At 65.5% G+C, this 18,722-nt stretch carries 14 protein-coding genes and 1 pseudogene; 6 read left to right on the forward strand and 9 right to left on the reverse strand.

Annotated elements, in window-relative coordinates; genetic code table 11:
* Positions 1 to 188: 188 nt before the first annotated feature.
* A pseudogene (locus LZC94_01325) lies at positions 189 to 317 on the reverse strand (MarR family transcriptional regulator).
* Positions 318 to 672: 355 nt separating this feature from the next.
* Here LZC94_01325 and istA point away from each other — a divergent pair.
* The 4 genes from istA to LZC94_01345 all read left to right on the forward strand — a co-directional run bounded on the left by istA (position 673) and on the right by LZC94_01345 (position 5,109).
* On the forward strand, positions 673 to 2,139 hold the full coding sequence (istA, locus tag LZC94_01330) for an IS21 family transposase (protein WXB15921.1): 1,467 nt from the start codon (positions 673 to 675) through the stop codon (positions 2,137 to 2,139).
* Positions 2,136 to 2,954: an IS21-like element helper ATPase IstB gene (gene istB, locus LZC94_01335; GenBank protein WXB15922.1), complete on the forward strand. Its 819-nt coding sequence runs from the start codon at positions 2,136 to 2,138 to the stop codon at positions 2,952 to 2,954. Before istA ends, istB begins: the two co-directional genes overlap by 4 nt.
* A 162-nt stretch (positions 2,955 to 3,116) precedes the next feature.
* Positions 3,117 to 3,869, forward strand: a complete 753-nt coding sequence (locus tag LZC94_01340; protein WXB15923.1) for a hypothetical protein — start codon at positions 3,117 to 3,119, stop codon at positions 3,867 to 3,869.
* 292 nt (positions 3,870 to 4,161) lie between these two features.
* Positions 4,162 to 5,109 (forward strand): hypothetical protein, encoded by a 948-nt coding sequence (locus LZC94_01345; protein ID WXB15924.1) that lies wholly within the window; start codon positions 4,162 to 4,164, stop codon positions 5,107 to 5,109.
* Positions 5,110 to 5,145: 36 nt separating this feature from the next.
* Here the strand turns inward: LZC94_01345 and LZC94_01350 are convergent, their stop codons facing one another.
* From LZC94_01350 to LZC94_01380, 7 genes are all read right to left on the reverse strand, one after another.
* Positions 5,146 to 5,427 carry a TerB family tellurite resistance protein gene (locus tag LZC94_01350; GenBank protein WXB15925.1) on the reverse strand — a complete coding sequence of 94 codons (282 nt, stop codon included), beginning with the start codon at positions 5,425 to 5,427 and terminating at the stop codon, positions 5,146 to 5,148.
* Positions 5,428 to 5,519: 92 nt separating this feature from the next.
* Positions 5,520 to 6,389, reverse strand: coding sequence for an acyl-CoA thioesterase II (gene tesB / locus LZC94_01355; protein ID WXB15926.1), 870 nt, complete (start codon positions 6,387 to 6,389; stop codon positions 5,520 to 5,522).
* Positions 6,390 to 6,518: 129 nt separating this feature from the next.
* Complete coding sequence (locus LZC94_01360) at positions 6,519 to 6,710, reverse strand: hypothetical protein (GenBank protein WXB15927.1); 192 nt, start codon at positions 6,708 to 6,710, stop codon at positions 6,519 to 6,521.
* A 340-nt stretch (positions 6,711 to 7,050) separates the two neighbouring features.
* Positions 7,051 to 10,176, reverse strand: coding sequence for a TonB-dependent receptor (locus tag LZC94_01365; protein WXB15928.1), 3,126 nt, complete (start codon positions 10,174 to 10,176; stop codon positions 7,051 to 7,053).
* A gap of 870 nt (positions 10,177 to 11,046) precedes the next feature.
* Positions 11,047 to 11,484 carry a GFA family protein gene (locus tag LZC94_01370; protein WXB15929.1) on the reverse strand — a complete coding sequence of 146 codons (438 nt, stop codon included), beginning with the start codon at positions 11,482 to 11,484 and terminating at the stop codon, positions 11,047 to 11,049.
* A gap of 128 nt (positions 11,485 to 11,612) precedes the next feature.
* A complete protein-coding gene (metH, locus tag LZC94_01375) occupies positions 11,613 to 15,425 on the reverse strand; it encodes a methionine synthase (GenBank protein WXB15930.1) in 3,813 nt (1,270 codons plus the stop codon).
* A gap of 11 nt (positions 15,426 to 15,436) precedes the next feature.
* Entirely contained in the window at positions 15,437 to 16,354 is a 918-nt protein-coding gene (locus LZC94_01380) for a metalloregulator ArsR/SmtB family transcription factor (GenBank protein ID WXB15931.1), read from the reverse strand.
* Between the two features lie 138 nt (positions 16,355 to 16,492).
* Between LZC94_01380 and LZC94_01385 the strand changes: the two genes are divergently transcribed.
* Positions 16,493 to 17,164: a DUF2293 domain-containing protein gene (locus LZC94_01385; GenBank protein WXB15932.1), complete on the forward strand. Its 672-nt coding sequence runs from the start codon at positions 16,493 to 16,495 to the stop codon at positions 17,162 to 17,164.
* On the opposite strand, the gene LZC94_01390 is transcribed toward LZC94_01385, so the two are convergent.
* Positions 17,159 to 17,407, reverse strand: a complete 249-nt coding sequence (locus LZC94_01390; protein WXB15933.1) for a hypothetical protein — start codon at positions 17,405 to 17,407, stop codon at positions 17,159 to 17,161. The two genes, LZC94_01385 and LZC94_01390, sit on opposite strands and share 6 nt — an antisense overlap.
* On the opposite strand from LZC94_01390, the gene LZC94_01395 reads away from it, so the two are divergent.
* On the forward strand, positions 17,406 to 18,665 hold the full coding sequence (locus tag LZC94_01395; protein WXB15934.1) for an alginate lyase family protein: 1,260 nt from the start codon (positions 17,406 to 17,408) through the stop codon (positions 18,663 to 18,665). The two genes, LZC94_01390 and LZC94_01395, sit on opposite strands and share 2 nt — an antisense overlap.
* Positions 18,666 to 18,722: the final 57 nt, after the last annotated feature.

Consider the following 18,722-nt stretch of genomic DNA (forward strand, 5'->3'; position numbering starts at 1 on the left):
AGCCCGCGGATCGTGCGCGTGAGGGTCTTTGGCCCGAGGGCGTTGCCCAGGGAACGGGCCCACGCGGCTTGCATGGCCTCGATGCGCCGTAGCGCCTTGCGTCCCTTGGCAGTAAGGGCCATGAGCTGGGCGCGGCGATCGCTCGGGTTGTCCATGTAGACGATGAGTCCATCGGCCGCCAGGCGATCGGCCGTGCGCTGCACGCTCTGGCGGGCGAGGCCCATGGTGCGGGCCACGGCGGCGACCGTCACCGCGCCGTGGTCGACCACGCCCAGGACTTGCCAGCGCGCGCTCGTTTGCCCGGCGGGGGCTGCCATGCGATCGCCGAGGTCGAGGAGGAGGCCGTTCAGGCGAAAGACGAGCAGGGTCAGTCGGGTGAGCGCGTCGGCCGCGTCCGATGCATCGGTCATGGGGCGCACCATAGCGCACGACGGAGCGACCGGACGCGGGCAACTCGCGGTGCGCCTTTCGATGCGGATGTCGACAGTATGCTGTCATTCTCGTGAAGCGCGATGGGTGTACGCGGCCACGTTAAATTGACCCACGACGGCCACCAGAAATTGACCCACCCGGCGGAGCGAAGCGCGGGGGGGAGCAGTTTCGGCCAGGGAAAATTGACCCACCCCTGAAAGGGGTGGACAGGCGAGCGGGCGATGGAGTCGTCGTCCGGGGATGGTGCCGATGGACGTGGTGGCAGTGATTCGACACAAGGTGGCGAGCGAAGGGGTTCCGATTCGAGAAGTGGCGCGGGAGCTCGGATTGTCGCGAAACACGATTCGGCGATACGTGAGGGCCAACAAGATTCCGGTTCCAAGGCCAGAAAAACAGGTCCGACCAAGCCCGGTGCGCGACGAGGTGGCCACGGCGGCCGCGGCTATCTGGCGAGCGCGCCGATCCTTTACGGCGGGCAAACAGCGGCTGACGGCCAAGCGGCTGTGGGAGCTATTGCGTGAAAACGGGCACACGGCGAGCGAGCGCACCGTGCGGCGATTGGTGGCCGAATTCCGGAGCGGTGAGCGTGAGGTGACTGTTCCCCTGGTGTACACGCCGGGCGAGCTCGCACAGGTGGATTTTTTCGAGGTGTGGGTCGAGCCCTCGGGGATTCGCCAGAAGGCGTGGATGTTCGTGATGCGCTTGATGCACTCAGGGCGCGACTTCGCCATGCTCTGCGCGCAACAAGACGCCACTTGGTTCTTAGCGGCTCACGTTGCGGCGTTTACCTACTTCGCGGGGGTGGTGGCCGCCGTGGCCTATGACAACTTGAGCGCTGCCGTGGCCAAGATCCTCGTTGGGGCGCCACGGCTGCTTCGGCCCCGATTTGCCGCGCTTTGCGCCCACTACGCCTTCGAGCCACGTTTTTGCCGCCCCGGCGAAGGCCACGACAAGGGAGGAGTCGAGCGCCGCGGAGGACACGTACGTCGCCAGCATTTGGTGCCCATTCCGCGCGGTGAATCACTTGCCGCCATGACCACGGCTTTGCAAGCACGCCTCGATGCTCAGCATTCGCGCAATCCGATGTACGTCGAGGCCTGGGCCCGCGAGCGCAGCGCGCTGCGGCCTCTCCCAGCGCCTTTTGACGGCCGCCAGGTGCGCACCGTGCAGCTTCGCCACCACGCCAGCTACCTCGTCGCGGGCGCTCACTACTCGGTGCCCAGTCGGTGGTGCGGTCAGATGGTCGACCTATTCCTAGGCATCGACACCGTCACCTTCGCCAAAGGCGACGAGACCATCTGCCATCCTCGCGTGGCCTTCGGTGGCCGAAGTATCGACTATCGGCATTTGTTACTGCCACTATCGCGCAAGCCACAAGCTCTGCGCCAGGTCGCTCACGAGTTGGTGGCACAATTCGGCTCACCATGGCCCGAGCTCTGGGAGACGCTTTGCAATCGGTATTCGCCCGACCTGATCGAAGCTGCACGAAGACTGGCTCCGTGGTTGGAGCGCGCTGACCGCGAGGGAGTCGGTCGGGTCAAGCGAGCCATCATCACCGCCCTTGCGTGCGGTACGCTGGTGCCCTTTCTGCAACGCACAAGGCGCACCGAAACCCTCGCCGCTGTCCCGCTGGCATTATCGGAATACGCGGTCGAGACGCCCGACCTATCGCGCTACGACGTGCTTCTCGAGAGGGCATCGGCATGAGCACCGACAACGTGCTCTTGGCCGCCGTACGCGCCCATACGCGCGTACTCAAGCTGCCGACCGTCGCACGAGAGTGCGAAACGCTGGGACGTCAATCGCTGGCCGAAGGCTGGTCACCGTTGCAGTACTTGCGGGCGTTGCTCGACGCCGAGCTCGCAGTCCGCGCCGAGCACGCGATTGGGCGCCGCATGCGAGCGGCTCGTCTGCCCGTGCACAAAACGATGTCGCAATTCGATTGGCGGAGGCCACACGGTCTCGAACGCGCCCGCGTCGAAGACTTGGCTCGTGGTGCCTGGATTCCGACGGCGCGCAACATCGTGATCTTGGGCCCCGTGGGCACCGGAAAAACGCACTTGGCCATCGCGCTCGCCATCGAGGCCATCAAGCGCGGCCACCACGTGCTCTTTTACCGCGCCTCCGACTTGGTCCGGGCACTGACCGAGGCCCGGGATGCACGCGCTCTTTCTCGCCTGCAAGAGCGACTGCGAAGGGTTTCACTCTTGGTGGTGGACGAACTTGGCTTTGTACCGTTTGAAAAAGCCGGCGGAGAGCTGCTCTTCGACGTCTTGTCCACCCGGCACGAACGGTGCGCAACGGTGATCACATCGAATCTGGCTTTTAGTGAATGGAACCGGGTCTTCGTCGACGACAAGCTGACGGCCGCACTCCTGGACCGTCTGGCCCAGCATGCGGAGGTCCTCGTCACTCGCGGTCCGGGAGACCGTGTCCCGGCCGCGGCCACCAAAAAGACAGATTCAAGATCTGACGAGAGCAAACCCAAAGCGACCCAGGAGGTGCCGGCGCTCACGCGGTGAGTGCCCCCCATCGCGGCGGGGTGGGTCAGTTTTTGATGGCCGAGATGGGTCAGTTTTCGGTGGCCGTTGACAATGGAAAATATGGCGCGTGATCACCGGGTCGTGAGCTGCTAGAGATCGACAGCCAGCTGTCAATTTTGCACTTTGGAGAAGCGAGGGCGCATGGCCGACGAAATGACGATCCCGGTGCTCCCCTGCGTATCGCTCGCCGATACCGTGGACTTTTATATGGTGCTGGGCTTCGAGGTCACCCACAAGCAGCGCGCGCCGTACGTGTACTTGGCCATGCGGCGCGGCGGGATTCACCTGCACTTCCACGGTCGCGAGGGGCTCGCCGCCAACGAGGCGAATGGCGGGATTTGCCTGTGGATGATCCCGGACGGTCGAAGGCTGGAGGAGCTGCATCGAAGCTTCGTCGAAGCGTTGCGGCGGCGTTACGGCAAGCTCCCCGTCGCCGGCATTCCCCGTATCAGCCGGCTGCGCAAAGGCCAACGGCGCTTTACGGTGGTCGATCCCTCCGGCAACTCGGTCATCCTCATCCAAGTCGAGGGCGCGCAAGCCTCCGCGAACGATGCGCAGGCCTCCGCAAAGGAAACGCCCCAAGCCGCGCGCGAGCCAAAGTCGCGCTTGGCGCGGGCCATCACCAGCGCCGAGCACACGCGCGTCTCCCAAAACGACGACGCCTTGGCCGCCGAGGTGCTCGACATCGCCCTCGCACGCAACGATCCCGCGCCGGCCATCGATCGCGCCCGCGCGCTCGCCATGCGCATGGAGCTCGCCGTCGCGCTCGGCGACAAAGAGCGGGTGGAGCGCCTTCGCGCGGAGCGGGATGCCGTCGTCTTGTCCGACGAGGAACGCGAACGTTTTCGCGACGAGCTCCAAGCCGCCGAGGAGCTCGAACGCCTCGTCGATTGACGGCGATCCACGCGCGTCCTCGTGCGAATCGAGCGCGCCTCGATGGCGTTTGCGCTCTACATGCTTTCGCAGGTCTCATCGATGCGCGGCGCGCCCGCCATCGCGGACGTGCCCCGGGCCGGTGCGAGGCCGAAGGTGGCGTTCAGGCGGACGCGACGAGGGATCGTATCGAGCGCGCCCCGGGAATAATGCTAGACCTCGGAGGTTGGCGAATCCGCGTCGGGGTGACGCGAGTGTGCACGAACCCGTTCATCAAGAGAGCCGCAAATCGAGAGGGGAAGCATCGTGGCGCGTGCGCACCTACGCGTCGCTGGCCGTGGCGTGCGGTGTGCACGCTGCGTTTCTTGCGGTCTCCTGGAAGCAGCGCCCCGCGCAGCCGGCGCTCGATGGAACGGAGCGACCCGCGGAGCCCACCGAGGAGTGGGATCTGGATGTGGCCGCCCTGTTCGAAAAATCCGAGGTGCGCGAGGAGGCGCCCGTCGCGGCGCCGGAGCCCGCGCGCAAAGCCGCGGAGAATGCGCCGCGCGAGCCCATGACCACGTTGGGTTCGGTAGAAAACGCCCCGCAAAATACGAACCCTGGCGCGGAAAATCCGACGCCGTCCCCTGCGTCGTCGTCGTCCTCGGCGCCGGCGGAGGGGTGGACCTTTTCGCCCACTGTGCGCAAGCCCGTCGATTTGGGTCTTGGAGCGCCGGGCGGCTCGAAGTACGTGTTGCCGGATGGGGTCGTTTCAAAGGCCGAACTGCCCGCCGATGAGCGTCCATCGACCACGGGAGGCCTCGCCGAGGCGCTCGACGCGGAAGACGTGAAGCGGGGCACGAGCCGCGGGCAACCCGTGCGGCTGGCGGTGGAGGCTGCGGCGCGCACCACCGAGGCGCCCTCGGTGGGAAGGGCCACCTTCGATATTTCGGTGGGGGCCGAAGGCGCCGTGCAAATTCAGCTCGCCGACGCCAATAACGACTACGAAGGTTGGAAACGATTGGTGGAGGCCATTCGCGGACAACTCGCGCGCAAGCGGGTGCGCATTCCCCCCGGCTCCAAAGGATTGCACGTGGTGGTCGAGGTCGAGGCCCGCGATCAGAAGCCCGACGGCACCCCCGCCAATGCATCGGCCCTTCGCCGCTTCGGCGCGAATCCGGACACGCCGGTGGGGGGCAGCTTTAGCTTGAGCCCCGAGAACATCGGCGTTTCGGCCAAACGCTTCGTATCTTCCCGCATCGTCCGCGAAACGCGGCTTTGAGCGCGGCGCGCATCGAGCCGCGCGGCCCGGCGCTCTTCAGGGCTCGAGGCCGAGCGCCCGTGTGATCTCTTTGATGGTGACGAGCTCCGTGGGGGAGAGCCTTCCGTCGACCGAGGCGGCGTCAATCAGCTCGTCCACGAGCTCGCGCTTGTCCTCTTCGGGGAGCTGCGCGATGACGGCTTCCGCCTCGTCCCAACCTTCCAGATCGAAGACGCGACGCCGCTCCTCGGGCGAGAGCGCCGCTTGGGTCATCGTCGTTTCGAGGAGGGCGCGTTCCTCGGCGGTCATCATGCCGTCCGCCACGAGAACCTTGCTCACGAGCAGGCATTTTGCGATTCGCGCATCCATGGACCTAGTGTGCGCGGGGTGCGCGCAACTTGACAGTCAAAAGAGCGCACGTGCGACGATCGTTACTTTTTTTCACGCCGGCGAATGAGCCCCTCTTGGGCTGCGCTGGCGACCAGAAGCCCTTCGCGGGTAAAGAAACGGCCGTACGAGAGGCCGCGCGCACCTTGTGCGGAGGGGCTCTCCATCACATAAAGCAGCCACTCATCCATCCGAAACGGACGGTGAAACCACATCACGTGATCCAAGCTGGCGATCTGCATACCTGGCGTCATCCACGCCACGCCATGGGGGAACAGCGCGGTGGTGACGAAGGACCGATCCGACGCATACGCGAGCAAGCAACGATGAAGCGCGGGGTTGTCGGGGAGGGTCCCTTTTGCGCGGATCCACACGCGGCGAAGCGGCGCCCTTGGTGCAGGGGCCACGGGGTTCTCCAGCGCATCGGCGGTGCGTGTTTCGAACGGCCCTTCGGCCGTAGCGAGCTCGCGGATGCGCGGCGGAAGCCCGGGGATGAGCGCCGCGCGCTCTTCGTCTGTGGGCAAGGTTTCGGGCGCCGGCACCTCGGGCATATCGGCTTGATGATCGAAGCCCTCTTCATGTTTATGAAACGAGGCTGCCAGATTGAAAATCGGCTCGCCGTCCTGAATGGCCACCACGCGCCGCGTGCTGAACGAGCTCCCATCGCGGATGCGATCCACGTCGTACACGATGGGCCGCGCCACATTGCCCGGCCGTAGAAAATACGCATTCAGCGAATGAACCTCCCGCTCCTGCGGAATCGTTCGAACAGCCGCCGTAAGCGCCTGCCCGAGCACCTGTCCACCAAACACCGTCCCCCACCCCAGGTCCCGACTCTGCCCACGATAAAGGTTCTCCTCGATGCGCTCGAGGTCGAGCAACCTCACCAATTCATCCAACGCCTTGATCGTCACGCCAAAACTCTACCCTGCCCCGCCCCCCAACGCGACCCATGCGCACGGTCAGCCCGCCAAATGATCTTCCGCTCAGTTGACGAAGGCGAGGGGCGAGGCCCCTCGTGATCAAGCGAACGGTGCGCGCGGTCAGCCGCGAACAAAGCCGCCGCATGCTCGAAGCGCGCGGGCGGCCTGCAACGGAAACAAGGGGGCGAAGCGCGGCGCGCTGAAGCAAACGTGCGCGGTGCGCCGCCAAAGCCGCCGCGTGCTCGAAGCGTCGCGCAGCTCGGGGATGCCGGCGATGGGGGCGTACTCTTGATCGTCGACGTCGACGGCCACCGACTGCACGCGTCGCGCGGCGGCGTGCAACGGAAAGGGGGGCGAAGCGCCGCGCGCTGAAGCGAACGGGCGCGGTGCGTCGTCAAAGCCGCCGTGCTCGAAGCGCGCGGCGGCGTGCAACGGAAAGGGGGGGAAGCGCGGCGCGCTGAAGCGAACGGGCGCGGTGCGCCGCCAAAAACAAAGCCGCCGCGTGCTCGAAGCGTGCGGCGGCGTGCAACGGAAACAAGGGGAAGCGCCGCGTGCTCGAGCAAACGGGCGCGGTGCGCTGCTAAAAGCAAAGCCGCCGCGTGCTCGAAGCGCGCGACGGCTTTGAACGAAAGGAGGGGCGAAGCCCCTCGAATCAGAAGGTACCGCGGATGCCGAATCGGAATTGGCGCGGCTCTTGGTACGTGGTGGCCTTGCCGAAATTGGGGTTGACCTGGCCGGGCGCGAGCGTGCTGCCGGCGCGCGTTTGGACGCTCTTCAGATCGGCGGAGGAGCCGCCGACGATGGGGAGGACGTCTTCACGCGTGTAGCGTTCGTCTTGGGTGAGGGCGCCCTGGAAGTTGAGCAAGTTGAAGATGTCCATGGTGAGCCCGAGCGACATGCCGTTCTCGAAGCGCCAGGTGTAGCCCACGTGGGTGCCGACATTGCCGTTCCACGGCAGGCGGTCGCCGGTGCCGCGCGGAAGGATGTAGGCCTCGTCGCGGCCGTAGAGGGGGTGGGCGCCGAGGAAGTTCGTGGGACCGCCGGAGCGCGCCTGGACGGAGCCGCCGAGGTTCAAGTTGGACTCCTTCGAGATCTGAATGTCCTTGGCGACGAAGACCTTGACGCTGTGTCGCTGATCGCCCGGCAGATCGCCCTGCTGGTTCGTCAGCAGCGACTTGAGGTCGAACGACGAGTTGGAGTTCGGATCGAGCTGGCCGGTCTCCGGGCGATAGAGGCCCGCGAGGTTTCCGCGCAGCCACGAGAGCGTGTAGCTGACCTGCGCGAGCCACGAGTCGGCGAACGTCTTCGTGAAGTAGACGGTGCCGCCGTCGTAGTTGCGCGTCGCCTCCGGGAAGCCTTTTGCGATGCCCTTGCCCGGGTTGCCGATGAAGAAGGTCGCGCCTTCGTCGTTGCTCATGTCCTCGACGACGTTGTTCATCCATCGACGGACGTAGCTGACGCCGAAGCGGCCGTTCTTCAGGATCTCGTACTCGCCGCCGGCGCTGAACTCGCTCGTCGACTGCACGCTGATGTCCGGGTCGACGATCTTGCCGCCGCTGTACGGGCCGAACTTGCGATCGGGGATGTCCTTCTCCGTCCAGCCGCGCTTCGCCGGGAACGTCGGGCGCGCCGCTCCTTGGCAGACGCCTTGCGCCTGGCCCGGATCGAGCGGGTTGCACTGGGCGGCGCTCTCGGAGGAGCGCACGCCGCGCTCACCCGTGCCGCGGTCGACGATGTTGAGCGGCACGCTCTCGTTGAAGCGCGCATAGCTCGCGAAGATCTTCGAGCGCCCGTTTTGCGTGGGGTCGAAGATGACGCCGACGCGCGGGGAGAACTGGTTGGGAAAGCTCATGAAGAGGTTCCCGTCGGCGCCGAGGATGAACTGATTGTCCCAGCGCACACCGGCGTTGACGGTGACCTTGTCCAAGATCGACCAGCTGTCCTGAACGAACCCGCCCACGTTGATGGAGTGCGTGCGGGTCACCAGCCGATCGAGCTGCACCGCTTGATCGGGCGCCGTGAGGTAGCCGTAACCGCGGACCTCGTCGAAGCGCGAGCCGCTGGTCGTCTCCTGCAGACCGCGCGTGCCGGAGTAACCACGGCTGTTCCACGACGAGGCCACCTCGAACTCGGCGCCCGCCTTGATGACGTGGTGTCCGAGGCCTTGCGCGAGGATGGTGAGCACGCTCTTGGCCGCGTACACGTCGAGGACGTTCTGATCGGTGAAGCCCGGGCCGCCCGCGCGGTACTCTTGCAAGGGGCAGGTCGGGATTGTCTTGGTCGGATCCTTCGGGTCCGTGATCCGGGTGCAGGAGGCGCCGCCGGTGCCCTCGAACCGCTCGAGGCCCCACAGATTGGGGCTGCGGCGGTAAACCACGTTCGGATAGGCCGAGCTTCCAAGGCCGCTTCCCACGTTGAAACCATCCGCGCCGAGCGTTCCGCCCAGCTCGTGGTGCCATCCGATGGTGGTCTCGATGTTCTTCGACTTGTTGTCGAACTCCGTGGTCCACTTGAGGATGGTGTCGTAGGAGCCCGACCGGCGCTGGTGGGCCATCGCCGTGTAGGTTCCGATGAGGTTTCCGCCTCCCACCTCGATGGCCCCCGAGTTCGGGTTGAGGGCGAAGTCACCACCGCCGCCCGACATCGTCGGCGTGGCCGAGAAGCTCAGGGCCAGCTTGTTGTTTTGATTGATGCGGTAATCGAGCTTGGCGAAGATTTGATACGACGTCGACGACGCTTGGTATTGCTGGGTCGAGCCCGGGATCTGCTCTCCCTCGATGTCCGTCCGGCCGTCGCGGCTAACGTAAATGCTGCGATCCAGGTTGTAGATGGACCGCGCCACGTCGAAGCCCACGTAATACCAAAGCTTGTCCTTGATGATGGGGCCGCTCTGGTCGAAACCGATGTCGTAGATGTTGGCGAGGGAGCGCCGTGTTTGGATGGCGGTGCCCAGGTAGTAGGGATACTTGCGCGCACCCTCCAGCGCGCCGGGGGTCCAGTTGCCCCACACCGACCCGTGGAACTCGTTGGAGCCCGACTTGGTGACGACGTTCAGGATGCCGCCCGTCGAGCGGCCGTACTCCGGGAGGTAGCCGCCGGAGAGGACGTTGACCTCTTTGACGAACTCGATGGAGAGCGGCGATCCGTTGACACCGTACCTGGCGCTGTTCGTACGCAGGCCGTCGATGACGTACGAGTTCTCGGGCGAGGTGGAGCCGTTGACCGACGTTCCGTACGTATCGGAGCTGGCGCCGGGGGTTGCCTCGGCGACCGACTCGAAGGATCGCTGGGCGCCGCCGCGCGCACCCGGGTTGGTGACGGGGATGCGCGAGGTGAAGTCGCTGTTGATGTTGGCGCCGCTCGTCGTCGACCCCACGTCGACCGTCGGCGCGTGGGCGACGACGACGACCTCTTGGGCCTGCAGACCCTCCGGCAGAAGGTCGGCGTCGAGCCGGATGGTGGAGTCCGCACGGAGCTGGATTTCGTCGCGTTGATAGGCCCTATAGCCTTCTTTATCGAGGTGCAGCGAGTAAACGCCGGGCGGCAAGGACGGAATGCGGTACGTACCGGTGTTGTCCGTGGTGACGATCTGCTCACCCTGAAGGGCCGGCGACGTCACGGTGACGACGGCGTCCATGACCCCCTTCTTGGATGCAGCGTCAACGACTTTACCCGTAAGAACCGCGGCGCCCACTTGGGCTTGTGCGGGCGCCACGTACGCGATGGCGGCGGACAGCGTGGCGGCGGAAATGATGCAATCAAGCGATCGAAGTCTCATCGTGCACTCCATGGCTCCGGACGAACGAGACGTTCCCGTTCAAGGCCGACGATTGGAATGAGCCAGCGTCGATACGCCATGCATCGGCCCCTTTGGGCAAGAGAAATCCCGGCCCGTCCGAAAAAAAACGCCTTCTGTCAGGTGGGTGACGGCCTTGGTGCGATATCCCTTTTCACCTACGGTGCTCTTCAGACCGGTATGCCGCGAACGCAACTACGCTCTTCGCGCCGGCCCTCCGCGCCACGGACGATGTCCGTACCGAACATGGTATTGCTACGAAGCATCTCCATTTCGAATTTGCAAGACTGGATTATTCGCAATAGCTCCGTTCACGTGACGCGCAGCACTGCGTCATGGCGCGCGTTGCGGATCGGCAGCAAAGAAGCTTTCACACCCTCTCTCCCCAAAGGGGAAAAGTGGGGTGGGGGAGAACGCCAACGCGCGCGGTGGGGGCGAACGCCAACGTGCGAGCGCTCGCCCGCGGTGCCAATTTCCTAACGAGCGATCCGTGCGATCTCCATCGTCGCGGGATCGACGCGATCCCGCTCGATGACGTTCGGCTCGCGGAGCACGGCTCAGTGCGCTACTTGGAGTGGTCTGCAACTGGATCGTGACTGGTCTGCAACTGGATCGTTTCGAAAGGCGCGCGATGAAGGTGCACGGTGATGAAGGTGCACGGTGATGAAGGTGCACGGTGATGAAGGTGCACGGTGATGAAGACGTGCGGCAACGAAGCTCTGCGCTCGACCCGGGCGCGCGGATCGCGCTGGAACGCCGCTCGTGGCGATGGGCGGTGCGTTAAAAACGTCGCGGCGTGCGAGGTGGATCGCACGCCGCGGGATGAATCGGCGTTGGGACGGGGGCCCGGGTTCAGGCGCGGGTGTGGATCGCCCAGGGCGCGGGGCGGGGGCCCGCTTCCCAGTTGTCGTGGCGGCCGTCCCAGTACACGACGTTCAGATCTTTGATCTCGAGATCGTCGAGGCAGTTGACATTGAAGCTCACGTAATCGCCGCCCACCTGCTCGAGGTAGCCGCGGCCGAAACACTGGACTCCGCACGTCTTGCAGAAGAACCGGCGCGCCGTTTTTCCGCCCCACTCGTACCAGCCGAGGTCCCCCTCGCTCGTGAGCAAGGTAAACGCATTGGGCTTGACGATGGCCCCCAGGATGGCGGTCTTCGTACAAATGCTGCAGTTGCAGCGGCTCGCTCCGGCGCTCGGATCGTAGGCGACCTCGAAGCGAACCGCCCCACAGTGGCAGCTTCCCTGATGCTTCGCGACGTCCGACGACTGTTTCTGGCTTTCCGACATGCTCATTTCCTCCATGGTGCAACTGAAGAGATGATAGCGGATGTCATTGACAGCCTTGTGTCAGTTTTTCATCGCGCGGCAAAAGTCGGCCGCGCGCCGGCAACGTGCGCCGGCGCGGGCAGGAGCGCTCAATTTGCCGGCTCGTAGCCGAGGTTGGGGCCGAGCCAGCGCTCGACCTCCTGCACGGAGATGGCTTTTCGTGCGTGGTAGTCGCGGACTTGGTCGCGATCGATTTTGCCCAGTGTGAAGTAGCGTGACTCGGGGTGCGCGAAATAGAGCCCGCTGACGCTGGAGCCGGGCCACATGGCGTAGGACTCGGTGAGCCGGATGCCGGTGCGCTTCTCCACGTCGAGCAGGCGCCAGAGGGTGCCTTTTTCGGTGTGGTCGGGGCAGGCGGGGTAACCGGCGGCGGGGCGGATGCCGCGGTAGCGTTCTTCGATGAGCTGCTGGGGGCTCAGATCTTCGGCGCGGCCGTAGCCCCACTCGTCGCGTACGCGCTTGTGGAGGTACTCGGCGAAGGCTTCGGCCAGGCGGTCGGCGATGGCCTCGGCCATGATGGCGTTGTAGTCGTCGTGGTCGGCGCGGAAGCGGTCGCATAGCTCTTTGAGGCCGAAGCCGGTGGAGACGGCGAAGCCTCCCAGGTGATCGCGGAGCTGTGTTCCCTTGGGGGCGATGAAGTCGGCCAGCGAGCGGTTCGGCGCGCTCTTGTCCTTCTCGGTCTTCGCGACTTGCTCGCGCAGAAAGTGGAAGCGCTCGAGCACGGATTGGCGCGATTCGTCGGTGTAGAGCTCCACGTCGTCGCCCACCGTGTTGGCGGGGAAGAAGCCATAGACGGCGCGCGCGATCAGGCGCTTGTGCGCGATGATGTCGTCGAGCAGCACGCGGGCGTCTTCGAAGATCTTGCGGGCCTGCTCGCCGTACTTCTCGTGCTCGAGGATGCGCGGGTAGACGCCGCGAAGCTCCCAGGTGTGAAAGAACGGCGTCCAGTCGATGTACTCGCGCAAGGTCGCGAGCGGGAAGTCTTCGAGGACGCGGACCCCGGTGAACTCCGGCTGGGGGATGTCCTCGGCGCGCCAGGTGATGGGGGTGCGGTTCGCGCGCGCGGCCTCGAGGGTGATCAATTTTTGCTTCGGGCCCGCGTGGATGCGGCGGAGTTTTTCGTACTCGGCCACGTGCTCGGCGACGAAGGCCGCGCGGCCATCCTCGCTCAAGAGGCTGGTGGTGACGGGCACCGCGCGGCTGGCGTCGAGCACGTGCACCACCGGCTCGCTGTAGTGCGGCGCGATCTTCACGGCGGTGTGGGCGCGGCTGGTGGTGGCGCCGCCGATGAGGAGCGGCAGCTTGAACCCCTGGCGCTCCATTTCGCGGGCCACGTGGGTCATCTCGTCGAGGGAGGGCGTAATGAGGCCGCTCAAGCCGATCACGTCGGCCTTCTCTTCTTTGGCGCGCTCCAGGATCTTTTCGCATGGGACCATCACGCCCATGTCGATGACCTCGTAGTTGTTGCACGCGAGCACCACGCCCACGATGTTCTTGCCGATGTCGTGCACGTCGCCTTTGACGGTGGCCAGCACGATCTTGCCTTGCGTCTTCACGGCCTGCCCGGCCGCCTTCATTTGCGCCTTTTCGGCCTCCATGAAGGGCGTGAGGTAGGCGACGGCCTTCTTCATCACCCGGGCCGACTTCACCACCTGCGGCAGGAACATCTTGCCGGCGCCGAACAGATCGCCGACCACGCCCATGCCATCCATGAGCGGGCCTTCGATGACGGCGAGCGGGCGTCCGAGCTTGGCCCGCGCCTCCTCGGTGTCCTTGTCGATGTACGTGTCGATGCCCTTGACCAGGGCGTGCGAGAGGCGCTCCTCCACCGAGCCCTTGCGCCACTCTTCTTCTTTCCTTTCGGTCGCGACGGCCCCCGCATTGGCCGCCTTCAGCTTCTCGCCGAAGTCGACGAGGCGCTCGGTGGCGTCGGGGCGGCGGTTGAGGAGCACGTCCTCCACCAGCTCGCGCAGCACCGGCTCGATCTCCTCGTACACCTCGAGCATGCCTGCGTTGACGATGCCCATATCCATGCCCGCCTGAATGGCGTGGTAGAGAAACGCCGAGTGCATGGCCTCGCGGACGTGGTTGTTGCCGCGGAAGCTGAAGGAGATGTTGGACACGCCGCCGCTCACCTTGGCGTGCGGGAGGTTCTCTTTGATCCAGCGCGTGGCGGCGATGAAGTCCATCGCGTAGTTGTTGTGCTCCTCCATGCCGGTGGCCACCGTGAGGATGTTCGGATCGAAGATGATGTCCTCGGGGGGAAATCCCACTTCGTCCACCAGGATGCGGTACGCGCGCTCGCAGATCCGGATTTTGTCGGCGTAGGTGGCGGCTTGGCCTTGCTCGTCGAAGGCCATGACCACCACCGCCGCGCCGTAGCGCAAGATGTGGCGGGCGCGCGCGCGGAAGGTGTCCTCGCCCTCTTTGAGCGAGATGGAGTTGACGATCCCCTTGCCTTGAAGGCACGTAAGGCCCGCCTCGATGACCTCCCACTTGGAGGAGTCGATCATGAAGGGGACCTTGGCGACCTCCGGCTCGCTGGCCAGGAGCGAGAGGAAGCGGGTCATGGCCGAGACGCCGTCGATCATGCCCTCATCCATGCAGATGTCGATCACGTTGGCGCCGTTGTCGACCTGCTGCCGGGCGATGCTCACGGCATCTTCGTATTTGCCCTCTTTGATGAGCTTTGCAAACTTCGGGGAGCCGGCGACATTGGTGCGCTCGCCGATCATCATGTAAACGCCCTGCTGCTGGGTGAAGGGCTGCGAGCCCGAGAGGCGCAGCGGCTCGGGGGCGACCGACTCCGGCACCGCGACCGAGGGTTTGCGCGCGGGCTTGGCGTGAACGGCCTTGGCGATGGCCGCGATGTGCTCGGGGGTGTTGCCGCAGCAGCCGCCCGCGATGTTGACCAGCCCGCTCTGCGCGAACTCGCCCAAGAAGCGGCCCATGTCGGCGGGCTCCAGATCGAAGCCCGTGGGCGAGAGCGGGTTGGGCAATCCGGCGTTGGGATAACACGATATCGCCGTGGAGGACTTTTCGGCCAGCTCGGCCAAAAACGGGTACATGAGATCGGGGCCAATCGAGCAGTTCAAGCCCACGGAGAGCGGCTTCACGTGTTTGACGGCGTTCCAGAACGCTTCCACCGTCTGGGCGGAGATCATGGTCTCCCCGCCGCGGCCCACGGCGGCCGAGATCATGATGGGGAGGCGCGTCCCGTCCTCTTCGAAGACCTCTTGAATGGCGACCAGCGCGGCTTTGGCGTTGAGCGAGTCGAAGATGGTCTCGACCAAGAGCACGTCCACGTTGCCCGCGATGAGGGCGCGCGCTTGCAGCATGTACGCAGCTTTGACTTGCTCGAAGGTGACCACGCGGAAGCCGGCGTCGTCCGCGTCGGGCGAGTTGGAGAGCGACACGGTGAGCGGCCCCATGGCGCCGGCCACGAAGCGGCGTTTTCCGTCGCGGTTGGCCACGCGATCGGCCCACTCCCGGCACTGGCGCGCGGACTGTTCGTTGATTTCCCACGCCAGGCCATTGAGGAACGAATCGTCGAGGATCTTTTGATAAAACTCGGGATCTTTGCGGCCGCCGTGCTCGCGCGGATCGTCGACGAAGAACTCGCTCTGGGCGATGCTGGTGGCGCTGAAGGTGTTCGTCTCCACCATGTCGGCGCCGGCCTCGAGGAAGCGACGGTGGATGTCGCCCATCATGTTCGGCTGGGTGATGGAGTAGAGATCGCCGTTGTTGAGGAGATCCTTCTTGGAGTCTTTGAATCGCTCTCCGCGGATGTCCGCCTCTTTCATTCCATAGGTGCGGATGGTGGTGCCCGTGGCGCCGTCGAGGACGACGATGCGCTCCTGGAGGAGCTTGGCGAGCGGATGAAGATCGGTGGAGGCGGTCATGGGTGAAGGACCTATTCGAGGTTTCGGGGGTGCTTGTCGAGCTTTTCGGCGATGGCCAAGATCACTTGAAAGTGGGGTTTCTTGGCCTCGCGGCAAGCGATGTCGGAGAAGGTGACGGTGAGGCCGGCACGCGTGAGGAGGCTTCGGATGGCGCGCGGTGAAAATCCCGCGTGGCGCTCGCCATAGGGCGCGGTGATATCGCGGTGCTCGTGCTCGGCGAGCGACAGCAGAACCACCCTTCCGCCCGGGCGCAGCACGCGCGCGCACTCGGCGGCCGCGCGCGCGGGCTCTTCGGCGTACGTGAGCGTGTGAAAGAGGAGGACGGCGTCGAAGGACGCATCGCGGAATGGGAGCTCGTGCACGTCGGCCAGCTGCGCGCGCGCGTGGGGGTGCTTGCCGAGGCGCACCTTCGCGGCCTCGATCATGCGCGGGCTCGAGTCGACGCAGGTGAGCGCGCGGCAGTAGGGCGCGATGTAACCGGCCGCGGCGCCGTCGCCCGAGCCCACGTCGAGCACATCGCCCAGGCGGAGCAAGGCCGCGAGGCCCACCGCCAGCGACTGCCACGTGCGGCCGGGGGAATAATGCCGGTCCATTTCGCCGGCGAACGACTCGGGCAAGCGGCCGCGCTGTTCCGCATCGAGCTCGGCCAGGCGGCGTCGATCGCCCTCCAACGTGGGATCGGTGTCCAGGATGGCGTCGTCGAGCAGCGCCTTGGCGGTGAGCGGCAGGGTGTCGACCGCCAGCGCATAGAAGGCGTGCTGTCCCTCGCGCCGATCGCGCACGAAGCCGCCCTCGCGCAGGCGCGCCAGGTGCGTGGAGACGCGGGACTGCGAGATGCCGGTGATCCGGACCAAGTCGGTGACGCTGAGCTCGCGCGCGCGCAAAAGGGCGCACAGCCGGATGCGGCTCTCGTCGCCAAGAAGGTTCAAGGTTCCGACGTACTGCGCGAGGTGCACATGGCCTCCGGGCCGGGTGGATTCATTCGTGTATCAGGATGAGCGGATTCATATTTGTGGGAGCGGACCGGCTCTGTCAAGCCCAGCGCAGGTTGGGTAAGGTCCCGGCCGATGCCCGACTGCTTGACCCTCGCGCCGACCGCCGATCCCAACGTTTTTCTCGCGCCGGATGGTACGCGTCGCTCGCCGCCCGCGGGTTGGGCGTGTCTGCCGCCGGGGGACGCGGGGCTGACCCGTCGGGTGAAGCAGGCTGGACCGTCTTGGGCGGTCATCGAGAAGCGCGGCCGCAAGGCCTTCTCCAAGGGGCTCTGGGCGCCGCGCGAGAACATCGAGGCGGCCAAGACCGCGCTGGAGGCCGAGCGCGCGACCGAGGGGTACGCCAAGAAGCGCGCCGCGGCCACCCAGCGCCGCGAGCATGCGCAGGCCGTGTACGTGGTGTCGTTCGAAGAAGAGGTGCTCGCGTTCCTTCGGTTCGCGCCGCGCTGGATGGATTTGGGGCGCGCGATCGCGCGCAAGGTGACGGAGCACGCGACCCCGGTGGGCAGCGGCACCGTGGCGCGGACGGAGCGCATTCCGGTGGCCGAGCGCGCGGAGGCGGCCGTCATCGCGTGGATGCGTCACCAAACCACGGCGTACGATTCCATGGCGATCCCGCGCATCGCCGGAAAGCGCCGCGAGGTGCGGCGCGAGCTCGCGACCATTTCGCGCGCGGTGCTCGATTTGCACCGCCGCGATGCGCCGCATGCGCCGGCGGCGTGTCCGCTCTGTGCGCACGGCTCATGAGGTTGCGTGGCTCATGAGGTCGCGCGGCTCGTGACGTTGCGTGGCTCGTGACGTTGCGCGGCTCATGAGGTCGCGCGGCGCGGGCGGATCGTGATCGATCGGATCATCCGGATCGGTGCGATCATGGTCGAAATCGCTGGATTCACGCGATAACCTCGAGGGCACGCGGCGTGCTTTGCAATGATGTTTCACGTCATCAATCTTGACCCGCCGTGACACGCACGAAGCAAGGAGGTCGACCATGCTCCCGTTCCTTCGAGGTTTCCGCTCGCTGTGCACCCTCGCGCCCCTGGCTCTTTTGGCCGGGTGTTCCGATGCTTCTTCGTTCGAAAATGACACCGGTATCATAAGCCAAAAAACGGAATCGGCGGGATCGACCGAGGCGACCGAAGCCCCGACGACGGCAGCGCCAGCCGTATTCACGCACCCCGGCGTCTTGGTCAGCCGCCCGCAGCTCGACTTCGTCCGCGGAAAGGTCAGCGCAGGCGCACAACCATGGGCCAACGCCTCTTCGAAGATGCTCGCCGACCCGCTTCTGTCGCAGTCGCGCGCGCCCAAGCCACGCGCCATCGTGGAGTGCGGACCGTATTCGAACCCCAATTACGGTTGCACCGACGAGCGCCAGGACGCGCTGGCCGCCTATGGCAATGCCCTGGCGTGGTACATCACGCAAGACAGCCGATATGCCAACAAGGCCATCGCCATCATGGACGCGTGGTCGGGCATCATTCAAAATCATACCAACAGCAACGCACCCCTGCAGACCGGGTGGGCCGGCGCCTCGTGGGCGCGTGCGGCGGAGATCATTCGGCATACGTACGGTAGCTGGCCGGCCGCGGGGGTGAATCGATTTGCGTCCATGCTGCGCGACGTTTACCTGCCGAAGTTGATCAACGGGTCCAACTCCAATGGCAACTGGGAATTGACCATGATGGAGGCCGCCGTCGGCATCTCGGTGTTCCTCGAGGATAGGGCGAGCTACGATCGCGCGGTGAGCATCTTCCGGGTGCGGGTGCCCGCATATATTTACCTGACCTCGGACGGCGCGCTGCCGAAGACGAAGCCCGGCAGCGGCGTCGATACGCGCGAGGAGATCATTCGCTATTGGCAAAACCAATCCACCTTCGTGGACGGGCTGTCCCAGGAGACGTGCCGCGATTTCACGCACACCGGATACGGGCTCGCGTCCATATCGAACTTCGCCGAGACGGCGCGGCACCAGGGGCTCGATCTCCATGCGGAGATCAAGGACCGACTGCGCTTTGCGCTGGGGTTCCACGCGAAGTACGAGCTCGGCGAGGCGCCGCCTTCGTGGCTCTGTGGGGGCAAGCTCACCCGAGGGATCGGGCCGGTGCTGGAGGTCGGGTTCAATGCGCTCGGCAACCGGTTGGGCATCACCATGCCCAATACGCAGAAGCTGGTGGAGCAGCAGCGGCCGGCAGGAACGAACGTCTTGTTCATCGGGTGGGAGACCCTGACCCACGCGGCCAACCCCTATTAGAGGCGAAGACGAGGAGAAACAGAGGTTTCCTCCTGCCCTTGGCGCCCCTCGCGGTGT

Source organism: Sorangiineae bacterium MSr11954, assembly GCA_037157815.1.
Taxonomy (GTDB): domain Bacteria; phylum Myxococcota_A; class Polyangia; order Polyangiales; family Polyangiaceae; genus Pendulispora; species Pendulispora albinea.

Coding starts and splice junctions, on each gene's coding strand:
- LZC94_01340 (WXB15923.1), top strand. CDS start 3,117: ATGGCCGACGAAATGACGATCCCGGTGCTCCCCTGCGTATCGCTCGCC.
- istA (WXB15921.1), top strand. CDS start 673: ATGGTGCCGATGGACGTGGTGGCAGTGATTCGACACAAGGTGGCGAGC.
- LZC94_01385 (WXB15932.1), top strand. CDS start 16,493: ATGCCCGACTGCTTGACCCTCGCGCCGACCGCCGATCCCAACGTTTTT.
- LZC94_01370 (WXB15929.1), bottom strand. CDS start 11,484: ATGTCGGAAAGCCAGAAACAGTCGTCGGACGTCGCGAAGCATCAGGGA.
- LZC94_01395 (WXB15934.1), top strand. CDS start 17,406: ATGCTCCCGTTCCTTCGAGGTTTCCGCTCGCTGTGCACCCTCGCGCCC.
- metH (WXB15930.1), bottom strand. CDS start 15,425: ATGACCGCCTCCACCGATCTTCATCCGCTCGCCAAGCTCCTCCAGGAG.
- istB (WXB15922.1), top strand. CDS start 2,136: ATGAGCACCGACAACGTGCTCTTGGCCGCCGTACGCGCCCATACGCGC.
- LZC94_01365 (WXB15928.1), bottom strand. CDS start 10,176: ATGAGACTTCGATCGCTTGATTGCATCATTTCCGCCGCCACGCTGTCC.
- LZC94_01390 (WXB15933.1), bottom strand. CDS start 17,407: ATGGTCGACCTCCTTGCTTCGTGCGTGTCACGGCGGGTCAAGATTGAT.